11 protein-coding genes are annotated in these 15,911 nt (G+C 57.6%); 5 read left to right on the forward strand and 6 right to left on the reverse strand.

All coding sequences use genetic code 11. The features are described from left to right. Positions 1–19 precede the first annotated feature (19 nt). Positions 20–1,204: an MFS transporter gene (locus QLG08_RS22245; RefSeq protein ID WP_238493332.1), complete on the forward strand. Its 1,185-nt coding sequence runs from the start codon at positions 20–22 to the stop codon at positions 1,202–1,204. Between the two features lie 187 nt (positions 1,205–1,391). After that, complete coding sequence (locus QLG08_RS22250; RefSeq protein WP_282473175.1) at positions 1,392–1,886, forward strand: Rrf2 family transcriptional regulator; 495 nt, start codon at positions 1,392–1,394, stop codon at positions 1,884–1,886. Positions 1,887–2,028: 142 nt separating this feature from the next. On the opposite strand, the gene QLG08_RS22255 is transcribed toward QLG08_RS22250, so the two are convergent. The 3 genes from QLG08_RS22255 to QLG08_RS22265 all read right to left on the reverse strand — a co-directional run bounded on the left by QLG08_RS22255 (position 2,029) and on the right by QLG08_RS22265 (position 7,749). After that, the gene (locus QLG08_RS22255; RefSeq protein ID WP_238493333.1) at positions 2,029–3,318 is read right to left on the reverse strand and encodes a CocE/NonD family hydrolase; all 1,290 of its coding nucleotides are present in this window, start codon (positions 3,316–3,318) and stop codon (positions 2,029–2,031) included. Positions 3,319–3,426: 108 nt separating this feature from the next. After that, positions 3,427–6,582, reverse strand: a complete 3,156-nt coding sequence (oqxB, locus tag QLG08_RS22260; protein WP_105087536.1) for a multidrug efflux RND transporter permease subunit OqxB — start codon at positions 6,580–6,582, stop codon at positions 3,427–3,429. A gap of 12 nt (positions 6,583–6,594) precedes the next feature. Then, entirely contained in the window at positions 6,595–7,749 is a 1,155-nt protein-coding gene (locus QLG08_RS22265; RefSeq protein WP_013025715.1) for an efflux RND transporter periplasmic adaptor subunit, read from the reverse strand. A gap of 302 nt (positions 7,750–8,051) precedes the next feature. Between QLG08_RS22265 and QLG08_RS22270 the strand changes: the two genes are divergently transcribed. From QLG08_RS22270 to QLG08_RS22280, 3 genes are all read left to right on the forward strand, one after another. Then, complete coding sequence (locus QLG08_RS22270) at positions 8,052–8,399, forward strand: helix-turn-helix domain-containing protein (RefSeq protein ID WP_013025716.1); 348 nt, start codon at positions 8,052–8,054, stop codon at positions 8,397–8,399. 96 nt (positions 8,400–8,495) lie between these two features. After that, positions 8,496–8,933 (forward strand): ribonuclease domain-containing protein, encoded by a 438-nt coding sequence (locus QLG08_RS22275; protein ID WP_282473176.1) that lies wholly within the window; start codon positions 8,496–8,498, stop codon positions 8,931–8,933. 2 nt (positions 8,934–8,935) lie between these two features. Beyond that, positions 8,936–9,199, forward strand: coding sequence for a barstar family protein (locus QLG08_RS22280; RefSeq protein WP_014605885.1), 264 nt, complete (start codon positions 8,936–8,938; stop codon positions 9,197–9,199). Here QLG08_RS22280 and QLG08_RS22285 read toward each other — a convergent pair. From QLG08_RS22285 to QLG08_RS22295, 3 genes are read right to left on the reverse strand one after another with little or no spacing between them, the layout of a single operon-like run. Continuing rightward, on the reverse strand, positions 9,196–11,571 hold the full coding sequence (locus QLG08_RS22285; protein ID WP_282473177.1) for a virulence factor SrfC family protein: 2,376 nt from the start codon (positions 11,569–11,571) through the stop codon (positions 9,196–9,198). The two genes, QLG08_RS22280 and QLG08_RS22285, sit on opposite strands and share 4 nt — an antisense overlap. Further along, positions 11,568–14,531, reverse strand: a complete 2,964-nt coding sequence (locus QLG08_RS22290; RefSeq protein ID WP_238493336.1) for a virulence factor SrfB — start codon at positions 14,529–14,531, stop codon at positions 11,568–11,570. Before QLG08_RS22290 ends, QLG08_RS22285 begins: the two co-directional genes overlap by 4 nt. A 2-nt stretch (positions 14,532–14,533) precedes the next feature. Then, a complete protein-coding gene (locus QLG08_RS22295) occupies positions 14,534–15,883 on the reverse strand; it encodes an SrfA family protein (protein WP_072138037.1) in 1,350 nt (449 codons plus the stop codon). Positions 15,884–15,911 lie beyond the last annotated feature (28 nt).

The following is a 15,911-nucleotide window of genomic DNA, read 5'->3' on the forward strand; positions in this document are numbered from 1 at the left end:
TCGCTAACGGATTCCCGACATGGACGTAATCAAAAAGCCCGGTTCATTCAGCATTGTCCTTATGGGGCTGGTTCAGATCCTCTCCTGGGGCGGATCCTTTTATCTGATGGCGGTGATGGCCGCGCCCATCGTGGCGGAGACCGGTTGGTCGCAACAGTGGGTTTATGGTGGGCTCTCGTTAGGCATTCTGGTTTCCGGGCTACTGGCCCCGCGCTGTGGGCACATGATTGCCCGGACCGGCGGGCGTTTGATGCTGGCGTTAAATGGCTTTGTGATGGCGGCAGGGTTGATCCTCATGGGGTTCAGCCATCATTTACCTGTGTTTTTATTGGCCTGGGTCATCATTGGCGTGGGCATGGCGATGGGGCTGTACGATGCGCTCTTTGCCACCTTGGGCACTCGCTATGGCGGACACGCGCGCAGCGCGATAACCGGCATAACGCTTATTTCCGGTTTCTGCACCAGCCTGGTCTGGCCGGGAACGGCACTGCTGATCCACTGGCTTGACTGGCGCGGCGCCTGTTTTGCCATCGCCGGACTGTTACTGGTTTGCGTTCTGCCCGTTTATCTCTTTGCACTGCCGCAGAGCAGTCTGCCCGTAGCGGTTAAACGTCAAAGCCTGCCTCCCGCTGAGGCCGATTTGCCTGTGGTACTGTTTCGCCTGCTGTGTGCCATTTTCACCCTGGCATCGGTCATCATGACGGCCATCTCCGTGCAGCTTATTACCCTGCTGGAAGCGAGCGGTTACAGCCTGGCCTCGGCGCTGGCGATCAGCGCCATACTGGGGCCGTGCCAGGTGGCTTCGCGGATTATCGATATGGTTTTCAAAGGGAGTCACCCCATCTGGACCACGTTTTTTTCTGTTGGATTCGTCGCGTTGGGCCTGGTGCTGCTGGCGCTGTTTCCTCAAACGGCGTTGTTCAGCATGATCCTTTACGGTGCAGGCAACGGCCTGCGTGCGATAGTGCGGGGCACGTTGCCATTGGTGATGGTCAAGCCGGAAGCCTATGCCGTGCTCGCAGGCAGAATGGCGCGCCCGGCGCTAATGGGCCAGGCAATAACGCCGCTGGTGTTTGGCTATATGTTTGCCACCCTGGGCGCAGACGCCACCTTATGGCTGCTTTGCACGCTCGCCGTGCTGAACCTGCTGCTGGTGGTGGCGTTAAAAAAACGGCTTCCCGCACCGGTCAACGCAGCGCCTTAAGCGAATCGGCAAGCAGAATGGCGGTAAGCACCTTGTGCTGTTGACGGCTTCAGTGTGGTGAATATGTGCCTTGTCGCGGGCCTCTTGCTTCTAAAAACCCACCGCCTTTGTTATATTTACAGCTGATTCATTGTTCACTCATGCGGCAATACAACAACAAAAACGCACCGCAATTCAGGATACAAAGATGCTTGATTATCGCTTCCCGACAGCTTTGCAAATGGTTCTGAGCGTGGCGATGGCGGAGCAAATGGGAAAACGCTCTACCAGCGCGATTCTCGCTTACGGGCTTGAAGCAAACCCGAGTTTTATCCGCAAGTTGATGGTGCCATTAACGCGTGACGGCATTATTGTGTCTACGCTGGGACGCACCGGCTCCATTCATCTTGGCCGACCGGCGGCAGACATCACCCTGCGTGATATTTATGTTTCCGTCACTGATGATAAAAAACTCTGGGCTGCGCGCCCGAACGTCGCGCCGCGTTGCCTGGTCAGCGCCAACCTGTGCTGGTATTTTAAATCTATCGCAGAAGAAGCCGAGCAGGCCTCACTCGCGGTCCTGGCCAAACGCACGGTGGCCGATGCCTTAAATGAGCTGAAAACCCACGATACCAGCAACTGCACCGCCGTACCGGAACCGGATGTGGTAGAGCCTGAAAGCGATTGCAAAAAAAGCCGCTGATGCGGCTTTTTTTATGTGTTGATTGTCCCTCAAGGAAACAGCGCTTTGCCGCGCGTCACATTTTGCCTGTCACCATGATTATCCCCCCTGTTACAGGGCACTTTCCTTTCTGCCCGGCCCATCATTTTTTTAGCGTGCAGGCTTAGCGTAAAACAACCGCATCACCGATGGCATACAGCCTGCAACTGCCTTTATCACCACGGTTAAAGGTATTGCAATATTCGAGGGCGATGCTGGCCGCATCGTCGCCGGTTCTGGCCCAATAGGCGCTTCCCCATGCGCCTTCCGGACCGATCGCGAAGGCTTTTTCATACAGACGGGACGAGGTGTAATGTTTAAACGCCTCCGCCCCGGCTTTATTTAACGCCGCAGGCACGGGCAAGGTGGTGTCGGGAAGAGAGACAACCTCTTGGTAAGGCAGATGATTCGCCTGTAGAAACGCGGAAACCGTCTGCCACCAAAATGCTTCAGGCGCACTATCCATGAAAACATGCCCATTCTTACCAAAGGGGGGCATTTCACGAAATTCAGCGCTGCCGCCCTGACGTCGATAGGCGTCATAAAACGTTCTTCCCATGTCAGGCGAGAAATCCTGATCGTTGGCAGAGTAGAGCCAGAGCGAGGGGAGACGTGCCGTTGCACCGTAGCGTTCGAATGCGGTAAGCAGACCCGGTCCATCACAAAGCGATTTATCTTTATTCGCGCCCCGGCCGCCGTCAAAATTAATGACCGCGCTAACGCCAGGCGGATTCGCCGCGCTGGTTGCCAGAACGGCAAAGCCGCCGGAAGACATGCCAGCCAGAATCGCGTTTTCCCGCGATGCCCAGGGCTGTCTTTGCAGTACAGCCAGCGCGGCCAGCAGATCCATCCGATCTCGCTGCCCGGCCAGCTGATGGCGCGGCTGCTCACATGAACCGCCCGCATATTCTGCGTTTCCGCTTGAGTGGCCATAGCCTTCGCGTAACACCACCACTGCAGCATAGCCGTGGCGTGCAAACGCCAGAGCCGTGCCTGACATACGGTTTGGATTCATGATGCCGCGATCAAAGGCCCGGGAGCCTTCAGTCCCGTTAGTTATCAAGACCAGCGGTGCGGCACCGGTTCCGCTGGGTCGGGTTACAAAGGCATCAAGCTCAGCGAACTGGCCATTGCTCAGCGTCACCTCAAGGGTAAGCGGCGCTCTTATCAGTCCATCAAATTGCTGGTATTGCGAAAGGGGCAAGCTAATTGAAGGAAGTGAAATCACAAGCAGGCTCAGAATCATCATATTGCGCTGAAAACGAAACGGCATTCTGAACATTTCCTTTTGCTTTTTGCTTTTGAAGGTCACAGGAGCGGGCGACAGATTATCAATCATGCGGGATATCGCGTCCGTCACATTATCAGCCATAACTATGTCATGCATGCGACGGCGAAATTCTGCCTCGCCCATTAACGGGGTTTTATTTTTAAAAGCAAAAGCGGTGCGCTAAGCAGGTGGGAAAGCATGAAGTCGGAGGGATGACAGCAGGCGGTTTTTCATCGCCTGCTGTCGACTCCGTTATGGTGCGTTCTGTAAGCGCTGCTGAGCGGCTTTACGCGTCACCAGCTTGCGCAGCGTCACGTAGAACACCGGCGTCAGGAACAGGCCAAACAGCGTAACGCCTAACATACCGGAGAACACGGTAACGCCGGTAACGCCACGCACTTCAGCACCCGCACCTTCACCCAGAATCAGGGGGATCGTGCCGGCAATAAAGGCGATAGAGGTCATTACGATAGGACGCAGGCGCAGACGGCAGGCTTCCAGCGCCGCTTCTGTAATGCCTTTGCCCTGAATCTCCAGTTCGCGGGCGAACTCCACAATCAGAATGGCGTTCTTACAGGCCAGCCCCATCAGCACGACCAGTCCAACCTGCACGAATACGTTGTTATCCCCACCGGTTAACCAGACGCCCACAAGGGCAGACAGCATGGTCACCGGCACAATCAGGATCACCGCAAGCGGCAGCGTCCAGCTCTCATACAGTGCAGCCAGCACTAAAAACGCCAACAGGACAGCGACAGGGAAAACAATCAGGGCCGTATTACCCTGCGTCGCCTGCTGATAGCTGAGATCGGTCCATTCGATATTCATGCCGTTCGGCAGCAGCTGACCCGACATCGTTTCAAGTTGACGCATCGCCTGGGCCGATGAGAGCACGCGTGGATCGGCATCGCCGATCAAGTCAGCCGCCGGATAGCCGTTATAACGAATCACCGGATCGGGGCCGTAGGCCGTGGTGATATGCACCATGCTGCCAATCGGCACCATCTCACCGCGGTCGTTACGGGTACGCAGGTTCGCGATGTCCTCAACGCTGTCGCGGAATTCCCCGTCGGCCTGCGCCATCACGCGCCAGGTGCGCCCAAAACGGTTAAAGTCATTAACGTAGGATGAACCCAGATAAGTTTGTAGCGTACTGAACAGATCGGTTAACGCTACGCCCTGTGCTTTCGCCTTATCGCGGTCTACCTGCACCTCCAGCTGTGGCACGTTGGCCTGATAAGAGGAGATCGGGAAGTGCATGCCCGGCGTCTGCATAACCGCGCCCGAGAGGGTGTTAATCGCGGTCTGCAGTGCGCCATAGCCCAGTCCGGCCCGATCCTGAACGTAAAGGGAATAGCCCGAACCCTGGCCTAGCCCCAGGATAGGCGGTGGCATAATTGAAAAGCCAAATCCCTGTTGAATGCGGGAAATTTTCGCATTGATCTCCGCGTTTATCTGCGCCGCCGTTTGTTTACGTTCGCTGAACGGCTTCAGGCCAAAAAAGACCGTGCCGCTGTTCGGCGTATTAGTAAACTGCAACGCGTTCAGGCCGGGGAAGGCCACCGCATAGGCCACGCCTTCCGTTTGCAGGCCGATTTCGCTCATCTGACGAATCACTTCATCGGTGCGCGCCAGCGACGAGCCTTCCGGCATTTTGACGCCGCCGATCAGGTAAAGCTTGTCCTGAGTGGGAATAAACCCGCCCGGCACCGCATGAAACATCCAGCCCGCGCCAGCCAGTAACACCAGGTAAACACCAAACACCGCGCCGCGACGACGCAGGGTTTTCCCCACCATCGATTCATAGCCGTGCGCGCTACGCTGAAAGAAGCGGTTAAACGGGCGGAAAATCCAGCCAAACAGCCTGTCGATCAGGCGCGTCGGCATATCTTTGGGGGCCTGATGATCCTTCAGTAACATCGCGGCCAGTGCGGGAGACAGGGTCAGTGAGTTGATGGCGGAGATCACGGTTGAAATCGCAATCGTGGTGGCGAACTGTTTGTAAAACTGACCGGTCACGCCCGACAGAAACGCCATGGGCACGAACACCGCACACAGCACGAGGGCGATGGCAATGATCGGGCCGGATACCTCACGCATCGCCTGATGGGCAGCGGCTTTGGGTGACAGTCCCATCTCAATATTGCGTTCAACGTTTTCCACCACCACGATGGCATCGTCCACCACGATACCGATGGCCAGCACCAGTCCGAACAGGCTTAGCGTGTTGAGCGAGAACCCAAGCAGATACAGCACGCTAAAGGTGCCGACTACGGATACCGGAACCGCCAGCAGGGGAATAATGGAAGCGCGCCAGGTTTGCAGGAACAGAATCACCACCAGCACCACTAAAAACACCGCTTCCAGCAGGGTTTGCACCACAGCCTTAATGGAGTCGCGAACAAACACGGTGGGATCGTAAGGCGCAGCCCACTTCACATCGTTGGGGAAACGGGTGGCCAGTTCATCCATTTTGGCACGCACAGCGTTTGACAGATCGATAGCATTGGCGCCCGGTGCCTGGAAAATACCAATACCGACGGCGTCTTTGTTATTGAGCTGCGAACGCAGGGCATAGCTGCCTGAACCCATTTCAATGCGCGCCACGTCACGCAGCCGGACCAGTGAGCCGTCCTCTGACGTTTTCAGAATGATATCACCAAACTGCTGCTCGTTTTCCAGCCGTCCCTGCATATTAATGGACAGCAGAAAATCGCTCTGTTTTTTTAACGGTTCCGCCCCAAGTTGTCCCGCAGAAACCTGTACGTTCTGCTCCTGCATCGCTTTCACAACGTCCGAGGCGGTTAAGCCGCGCGCCGCCACTTTGTTGGGATCGAGCCACACGCGCATCGCGTATTCACCCGCGCCAAAAATCTGGATTTGCCCCACGCCCGGCAGACGGGCCAGCTCATCTTTGACTTTCAACGTGGCGTAGTTACGCAGATAGAGCGAATCGTAGGTGTTATTAGGGGAAAACAGATGCACCACTAAGGTCAGGGTCGGCGACATTTTTTGCGTCGTGATCCCGAGACGTCGCACGTCCTCCGGCAACCGCGCCTCGGCCTGGGCTACGCGGTTTTGCACCTGAACCTGCGCCTGATCCGGATCGGTACCCGGGCGGAAGGTCACGGTGGTCACCAGCACACCGTCAGAACCGGCCACGGACTTCATGTACATCATGTTTTCAACGCCGTTAATCGCCTCTTCCAGCGGCGTTGCCACGGAGTCGGCGATGGCTTTCGGGTTAGCGCCGGGATATTCGGCACGCACCTGCACGCTGGGCGGCACCACGTCCGGATACTCACTGATGGGCAGCAGCGGGATGGCGATCAGCCCGGTCATAAAAATCAAGACGGACAGCACGGCGGCAAAGATCGGCCGATCAATAAAAAAGCGGGAAAAATCCATAACAACCTCAGGTTATCGCGCGGCAGTCGCGGCCATATCGACGGTTTTTGCCGTTACCGGCATACCAGGCATAAACACTTTTTGCAGGCCGGCAACGATAACCCGATCGCCCGCCTGCAAACCGGTGGTAACGATGCGTAATCCGTCCGCCATCGCGCCGGGATGAACATCACGACGTTGGGCTTTACCCTGTGCATCGACCACATAGACATACTTGCGGTCCTGATCGGTCAGCACGGCTTTGTCGTCGATTAACACGGCATTAAACTGCGCGCTACCGGGAAGGCGAACGCGGGCAAACAGGCCGGGCGTATAGGTGCGCTGGCGGTTGTCCAGAAGGGCGCGCATGCGGATCGTACCGGTGCTGGCATTAAGTTGGTTATCAAGAAAATCGACGTTGCCGCGATGTGGATAACCCTGTTCTCCGGCCAGGCCGATTTCAACGGGCAGGGCATGCCGCTGTTGTCCCTGACGTGCCATTGCCTGATAGTGCAGGAAGGTGGTCTCATCGACGTCGAAATAGACGAACATCTTGTCCTGCGAAACCAATGTGGTCAGTACGCTGGCGCTATCGCCAGCGGTGACAAGATTACCGGCAGTAATCATGGCCCGGCTGGCCCGTCCGTCAATCGGCGCGGTGACGCGGGTAAAATCCAGATTGAGTTGAGCCATGTCGACAGAGGATTCGGCGGCCAGGACATCAGCCTGAGCCTGACTGGCTGTTGAACGTCGCTGTTCCCACATCTCGCGTGACACCGCCTGTGTACCCACCAGCTTCTCGGTGCGTGCCGATTCGCTGCGTGTCAGGCTGGCCTGACTGCGCGCGCGGGCCAGCGTCGCTTTTGCCTGTTCCAGTGCGGCACGGTAGCTGCGATCGTCGATGGTAAACAGGACCTGACCTTTCCTGACCTCGTCGCCTTCATGATAATTAACGCTGTCGATATAACCCGAAACGCGAGGCCGGAGCTGCACGCTTTCTACGGCTTCCACGCGCCCGTTGAAGCTGTCCCATTGACTGACAGGCTTCACCAACACATCCGCAACGCTGACGTCGGGCGGCGGCGGCGGGGCATTTTTAGCCTGGCCCGTGTCACAACCGCTTAGCAGACTAACCAGCAGCCCCATTCCCAGCAGGGAAGATCCCTGACGAACCCAGTGAGTAATCATTTTTGTGATCCCGCGATGACAGTGAAATAAGGCCCGAAGGCCAATATTTGCAACTTCTATGGTTGCAATTTATCGCGAGGAGTGTAGGCTTGTGCGGCTAAGAACTGCAAGAATTACTGATACACTTTATGTGCGGTTTTCAACGCCGCGATCGGTGCATGACAGCAGCCAAAAATAAGCCCCATAAAAAGTGCGGCATTTAATGTATTAATTAAACTTGCATTAAATGGCATTGTCAGCCACGCTTTAAGTGTAACTGCAACTGATACTAATACTGTTCGCACCGCGACGGGAGAATAAACATGATGAGTAACGCTTTTATTCACGACCTGATTAGCTGGATCGATAACAATATCGAAGCACGTCTCGATCTCGACACCGTTTCTGAGCGCGCTGGCTATTCAAAATGGCACCTGCAACGGATGTTTAAAGAGCACACCGGCTATCCACTGGGTGAATACATTCGCATGAAGAAGCTGAAAAAATCGGCCGACCGTCTGACCAGCACCAACGAGCCTATCCTGAATGTAGCGATATCGCTGGGATTTGACTCGCAACAGTCTTTTAACCGCAGCTTTAAGCGTCAGTATGGTGTTGCCCCAGGTGCATGGCGCCGTCACACTGTGCCTTCGCAGTCAGCCATGCAGTAAAAGCAGTTTACCGCCAGGGCCAGGCAATCTGGCCCGCGCTTTTTTATCGCCCGCTAAAGCTGTTATCATCTGCATCCTGTTTAAAGGGATGCCATCATGTCAAAAAAAATGTGGGTTGGACTGGTTCTAATCCTTGTTCTCTGTTGGGTGGGGTTAAGACCTTATCTGACGTCTGCACCAGCCAAAACGTCGGCCTCGGATATCGCTGCCTTAACGGATGTGCGAACGGTCGCCCGTTGGGTGCTGCAGCATCAGCAACTGCCCGATTACTACATTACCAAAAAGCAGGCGCGTCGCCTTGGCTGGAATCCAGCGAAAGGGGACTTGTGTGAGGTATTGCCGGGGCGGGCCATCGGCGGCGATCGCTTTTCCAACCGGGAACGAAAATTGCCTGAACGCGCCGATCGCCAGTGGTTCGAGGCGGATGTGAACTACCGCTGTGGTCACCGTGAGGCTGACAGGCTGGTCTACTCCTCTGATGGTCTGGTTTTCCTCTCGACCGACCACTATCGCACCTTTAAGCCGGTTCAGTAACCATGCTGACCTTAAGCTTTGATCTGCGCCAGCTCATCGATCGCGAGGCTTTCTATCATGCGTTTGCGGCGCAGAGCGATTGTCCTGCCGGATTTGGCAATAATCTGGATGCGCTATGGGACTGGCTGACCGGAGGAATGGCGTTGCCCGCCACGATTCATCTGCTGCATGCAGAACGGCGCAATGAGGAACTGGCCCCCGTAGTGGCGTTGCTGGAAGAGGCGGCGCAGTCGCTGGCGGGCGAGCTGCGCCTGATTTACGGTTAGTGGCGCAGTGGCTTAAGCAGGGCTGTAAGTGACTCTCGCGCTGCCACCGGCAGGTCGCCCCCACCGGTATAGCCATTGTTTTCGATAATCACGGTGTTAAGCCCCACCAGCCAGTCGTAAATATAGTAGGCCGTATGGTTTGCTGGCGCGGCGGAAAGCTTCGTCAGGCGCTGTCCTGCACTGAAATTAACGCTGGGTGCCGGCGGGCGCGAGAAAACAGGCTGCCCGCGATTGACCCGGCTGCCAGGACGTTCCGATTCCGGACGCTGCAGGAAGCCCAGCCAGGCCACAAAATCCCCCAGCACCGTCATCGCGCGCGTGACCTGACGGTCAGCACGTGATTCATGCGTCATGCTCTGCGCATCGGGTTCATGCAGCGCCTGCTGCAGGGACTGCAGAATACCGGTACGAAAGCTGGCCGTGATCAACTCTTCGATCAACCACTCCATCGTGGCTTTATCAATATTCAGTAAAGCCAGGAGGCTCTGATTTTCCGGCAGCTGGCGCAGGTGGTTAAGCCACAGGCTAAACACCTGACGCGGGAACTGTGCCGAGCCCTGACCGAAGCTGGTCTGCTTCGGGGCGGGCTGTTCAACTTCGTTATCGCTGAACAAATCAAATTCAAAGCCAATACCAAACTGATTTTCCGGGGCCTGAATGCTGGACGTCGCCGCCGGAACGGATGAGGTGGACTGGTTGAGCCAGAGCTGACGTAGGGCCTCGCGGGAGGGCTGTAAGCGCTCAAGCAGTTCGCCATGTAAACCGGTGCGGTGTTGTAAACACTTCAGCAGTGTATCGGCGATGCTTTGCTTGCGTGCCGCCTGGTCGGGCGATGCACCCGCTTCCGTCCAGGGCTGAAGGCGACGCTCGACAACGGTGTGCTGAATTTGTGCCAGTTGGGCGATCAGCATATCGCGACGGGCTTCAGGCTGCATTTCTTCCTGTAGCCAGTCAGACATCCGGTCCACGCCTGCGCGATCCAGTGCCAGCATGGAACCCCATTGCTGACCCGGCTGCCCCACCTGACGCTGCACTGCCTCGTCGACGTTGATCTGCTGATGCCGCGCATCGTAAGGGGTAATAGCCCAAATCAGACGGGGTTTCTCGCCCGCCTCATTGACCGGCTGGTGACGCTGCCATTCCCGTAACGCCTGACTGGCGACGTCAACATCCTGACGCTGGCTGGCGGCGGTGCAGATTAACAGCAAATCGATACTCTGGCGGGCGGCATAAATGCCCGGTATCAGTGTACGTTTGTGCTCCAGCAGGCGTGCGCGTAATGCATCCTGCTGCTGCAGGCGCTGGCGCTCTTCGCGCAGGGCCGGATCGCTGGGCGTACCCGGTGCGGGCAGCTCCAGCATGTCTGCATCATCATAGAGCGCGGTGCGCGGGGTGGAGCTAAGGGGAATAGTGACCTCAAGCGTGAGCAGGGCAAGTAATCCCAACGCCACGTTCTGCGGTTTACCCAGACGGTTACTGTTTAACGGGCAAACCTCGATTGGCAGCGACTGATCCTGCTCGCTGGCGGGAACAATCAGCTGCTCCGCGGGCAACAGGGCGTTATCCGTCAGCAGGCTAAGCGGAGCCAGTACCCGGGTGCTGTTACGAAGCTGATGGCGCAGATGCAGTAAACTCCGCACCAGCTCATTCAGGGCGGGCTCGGCTGGCCACAGCAGTGAAAACAGCTGCACGCGGTCGTCAACGCTCAGCCAGGGTGCCAGTTCAACAGCCTGTGGCCAGAAGTGGCGATCCAGCTGTGCGTCATACAGGTGATGACGACGGCACCAGGACCAGAGCGTGACCAGCGCGTCGCTCTCCAGACCCGGCAGTGGCGTGGTTAAGCGATGGCGTTGCAGGCGTTGCAACACGCTGTCAATTTTTGCGGTGTCGGGCTGGGTGACACCTCCACCACAGGAGATGGCCAGGCGCAGCACGTCGGCCTCGCTTAGCAGCGTCAGCTCAACGGGCCACTCTGAAGAGAGGGGTTCCCGCTGGTGGGTAAAACGCGTTGCGGTGGCGAAGTCGAGATTGCCGGGATTCACATTCTGAAAATAATTCACCGGTTTATCACTTAACGCGGTGATCAACTGGCCCTGTGCATCGGCCACCATTTCCGTCAACAGCCAGGCTTTACCCGCCTGGGACTGGCCAAACAGCGCCAGCGTCACCGGGCGCGCAACCTGCTGCGCCAGGGCCTGGGCCTGTACACGAGCCTGCCTTAGCTGCAGGGTCAGGGTTTCGGCTTCCAGAGCCAGACGGGGCGACTGCTCGCGGGTATTCTCAATCCAGGCCAGGCTGCCGTTCAGGGCGTCCTGCAATAAACTCAGGCGTTTTGCCAGCGTCTGCGGCTGGCGGGGTTTTACCGATCTCATCGTTTACACACACTCCCGCTGTCAATCCAGTATTGCGCATTGGCATTGCCCGTGGCGGAGAGAGTATTGAGTTTGAGGCTCAGATGTTCAAGCGGAACACGCGTGCCATCATCCAGTTTAGCCTCGCTTAACACCAGATTTTCAGGGCCGGGCGCACCCGGACCGGCCTTCACGGCGAGCTTGACGCGCAGGACACTTTCCCCCGCAACCTTACGCGCCAGCGCCGCATCATCGAGCGTCAGGCTGTAGAGGGGCGAGGCAGGCCAGCGCTCATTATCTAACTGGCGGAATCCCAGGCACACGTTGCCGCGAATACGAAAGCTGGTTTTGCGATCCAGCGAAAACTGCTGATCGTCGAGGTCGATTTCGCTGTAGCACAGGTTTTCGTCCGTCAGCGCCTGATTTTCGTCCAGCATACCGAGATAACGAATGGTTGAATAAGGCTCAAAGTCGCCTGCACGGAACCAAAAGCTGCTCAGGCGCAAATCCAGCGCCAGCAGGCACAGCATTGCGCCGACCGCGGCGGTCGATTTGGGGTTATCAATGCGACCATGTTTATTAAACGGATACCAGTCGCTGGTGTGATAGCCCTCAAGCGATAAAATACGGCTGCCCGGCAGCGGCTGCAGATGACGTACCAGCGCCTGAATGCCGGGGAAGCGCGAAGGACGTCCGGTCAGCAACAGGACGTCACACTGGTAGAGTGACACCACTTCACACATAGAGCGCAGCGCCGGAATGATTGCCATGCGATGTTGCATAAACTCACCGTGCAATTGAGCCATGCTGACCACCAGCGGCACCTCAAGCAGATCAAAACGGCTGTTGCCGCCGAGTTCACGCTGAATTTCACCGTTAACAAACGCCAGCACCGCATCGGCAGGGCGCTGATCGACCAGTTCACCGAACAGCGCATTGATCTCGGCGTGGCTTTCCAGCGGATCCCAGTTTTCGTAGCGCTCCAGCACCGCCTGAGCCAGCGGGATAAACAGCTGCAGCGTCGCCTGCTGGCGTAACGTGGCCTGTCCGTCCATGCGGCTGTCGTGACCAAACAGCTTGTTGATCAGCGGCTCCGCCAGGGTCAGCCCGGCTTTTTGCAGGCTCTGTTGCAGAGCGGGTAAAATCCACAGCTGGATCACGTCCAGCAGAATATCGTCACCGGCGACTTTGAAGCCTTCACGGAACAGCAGGCGCGGGGTGATCTTGACGTTATTACCCTGGCCGTCGTCAAGACGATACTGGGTAATCGCTAAATCGGTGGTGCCGCCGCCTATATCAATAGAGGCAATACGCAGGCTCTTGCCCGGCAGTTCATCCACCTCACGCGGGCGGTCGGGACGTGCCATGCTGCTAAAGAAATCTTCTGCCCGTCCGGCAAAGTTCACCTGTGTTTCATTAAACAGCCACACCATCTGGCCACAGGTGGCTTCGTCCCACTCCATCTGCACATCCGGTACGGGCTTGCTGCTCTGGGCCTGGCTCTGCTCGGTAAAATCCTCATCGGCCGGGTGCCAGCCCTCGGCTTTCCACACCAGGGCGATGGCTTCCTGCATGCGGCGGCGGAAGATCTCCCGTTCAGGTTTTGGCATGGCGGACGGCAGGGTCAAAATAACGTGGCGCAGCTGACGCGGGGCATGGCTTTGCGGCATACGTTGGCGCTGTGCCGCACTGTTCATTTGCATTAGCGCCTGAGCCAGCAACTCACACAACATAAAGGTCATCAGCGAACTGCGGCTGTAGTGGGCGGAGAACACCGGCAAGCGTTCATCCACGGGCAGGGCGTACAGCGGCTGACCTTCATCATTCATTAACGAGGTAAACGGCGCGGCGCAGGCCTGAGGTTCCCCCTGCGGGCTCTGCTGATTAAAGCGCCAGCCCGGCTGATAGCGTGCCTCATCCCACAGGTAACGGCGTGGACTGGACAGGCCGGTACTGCCTTCCAGACCGGCGCGTTGCAGGGCCAGGCGACTGGCTTCACGCCCGACGCGGGTTAACGAGGGCCACATAAAAGCCTGCTCGCGGCCGCTTTCCAGCGAAAAATTGGCTTTACCAAAACGCGCTTCGGCAAATTCCAGCCGGCTGTCGAACAGTTCGTTATACACCCGATGTGGCTGAGACAGGTCGCGCATTTGCAGTTCATAGGTCTGCTTCAGGCCGTTGCTCTCTTCCGGATGGTCTTCCACCAGAATGCCGCAGGTGTGGGAATTCCCTACGTCGAGAATAATATCGACGTTGACCGCCGGGGTTTGCAGCGTGGCGGCCTGAATGTGGATCTCGGTCAGGTTAAGCTGCTCGCCCAGTAATTCCAGCAGGTTAAGGTAATGCGCCTGATATTCAAACTCGCGCAGTGCCTGGCTGATTGCCTGCTCCCGGCGATCGGCTACGCGGTCGGTGAAGGACTCACGCAACCAGCCATCAACCCAGGTATGGTCAAGGAATTCGCCCAGCTCGTAGTTATGCCAGGCCAGCGCAAAGGTCACGCCGTTCTGCGCATCGGAAGGCGTGAGTCCGAGTTGCTCGCCGCCGTCTTCATCAGCGACACAGCGGGTATCGAAAGCCAGCGTGACGCGGTGCGTATTGCCGGTGCTGTCGGGTTTATCCAGGGCCACCAGACGCATGCGCGCCCAGTTTTCAGGGCCGCCAATAAAGCGGCGGCCCGATGCGCAACGCAGCATCGGCAGGGGCAACCAGCAGGCTTCCAGCAGCGTCAGCGAGTCTGACAGGGCGATGTCGGTTTCAGGACGAACCACTTCAGGCGCGCCACCGTCCTGTGGGTAAAGTAAAAATTTGCCGCTGTTGCCGTCCACGTTCAGTCGCAGCAATGGGCCGTTTGCCGTCTGGCGCACAAACTGGCGTCGTGCCTGGGGCGCGGAAAGCTGCAGACCAAAATCCAGGAACTGCACGCCGCTGTTCTCAATCAGAGAAATTTTCTGCTTATCATCGATCAGGGGAGCCAACATAGTTACTTACTCTCACGCTTAATCGTAATGGGATACACACGATCCGCACTGTACTGCGCTTCACAGACGGCCGCGCCAATGCTGGAATGACACACTAACAATGGCATACGGTAACGGGATTTGTCCGCGCACCGGGCAGTAAAGCGGCTCTCAATCACCAGGTTTCCTGCGCTGGTCATCGCGGCCGTCACGTCGGCCTTACAGGTGGTATTGCCCTGGCTGATCTGCACGCTGCCTTTCCCTTTATTGAACTGGAAACGCATCACCGGCGGTTTACCGGTCGGGGTTTTGATCTGTTCAATATCCACACGCCAGCGGCCATCAATGACCTGTACCTGTCCATCGCGCACGGCATCCGGCGTCACCACCAGATCGTCGGGTTTGGCGGGCACAGCAGGCACCACCACATTTGAAAGGGTTGATGAGGGCGCGGGCGCAGCGGAAGTCGGTGCAGCCGCAGTTGATGCATTTGCGACCACCGCCGCCGGTTTCTGTGGCAGCGTGGCAGACAGTTTTTCAGCAGACGCGACGACCGCCGGTGGCTTAGTGGCGGTAACCGGCGCGGGAGCCGGGGTGTTTTGCGCGACCGGTTGCGTGACCGTCACCGGTTCTGACTGAGGCAGATGCAAGATCACAGCGGTCGCTGTTGCCGCGGCAACCGCCAGGGTTGGAAGTAAATACCACAGGCGGAAAGGCCGACGACGCGCTGTCGCCGTGGGCGTAGGTTCTGGGGCCTGAACCGCGCTTTCCTGGACCGGCGGCGTCACGATCTCCGGCTCCGGTGCGATAACAGGTTCGGGTTCGGAGGCGGCAGGGATCGTCACCGGTTCGGGCGGCGGTTCAACCAGCACGGTTGGCAGCGACTCTTCAAGACTGTCTCGCAGGCAGGCCAGCGCATCGTCGCGATTCCGCTCCTGCGCGTCAACAAATCCCCAAAAGGTAATGACGGGTTTGCCGTTGACCAGATAAACATATTGCTGATTGGGAAACTGCAAGCTTTTGCCTAACAGCGCGCCGAACAGGCGCATTGCCGGATTGGCCGCACCGCTTGCGCTGGCGCTGATGGCTTGCAGATCCTGCTGACAGGCTGTGAGATGTTGTAAAGCCTGGCGGCGTTCATAATCGCTGGCGCCCATCCAGGACTTAACCTTGCCCGGGAAGGGCGAGTACCAGTCAAGCCGGTCGCCACGTTCGTTCGTTTGTGGAATCGCCAGGCAATTTGCCAGCGCGCTCTGACGGCGCAAACGCAGGGTTTCACGGATTTGCAGGGCGGACGCATATACAGGCTGGCCGTTCTCGCCCAAAGCCAGAACCGCATCCAGATTGCCGCTGCGCAGAAAAGTTTTTGCCACCTGTTAAGCCCTTATCGGTCGTTGTCTG

The sequence above is a fragment of the Pantoea sp. V106_11 genome, assembly GCF_029967885.1.
GTDB lineage: Bacteria > Pseudomonadota > Gammaproteobacteria > Enterobacterales > Enterobacteriaceae > Pantoea > Pantoea ananatis.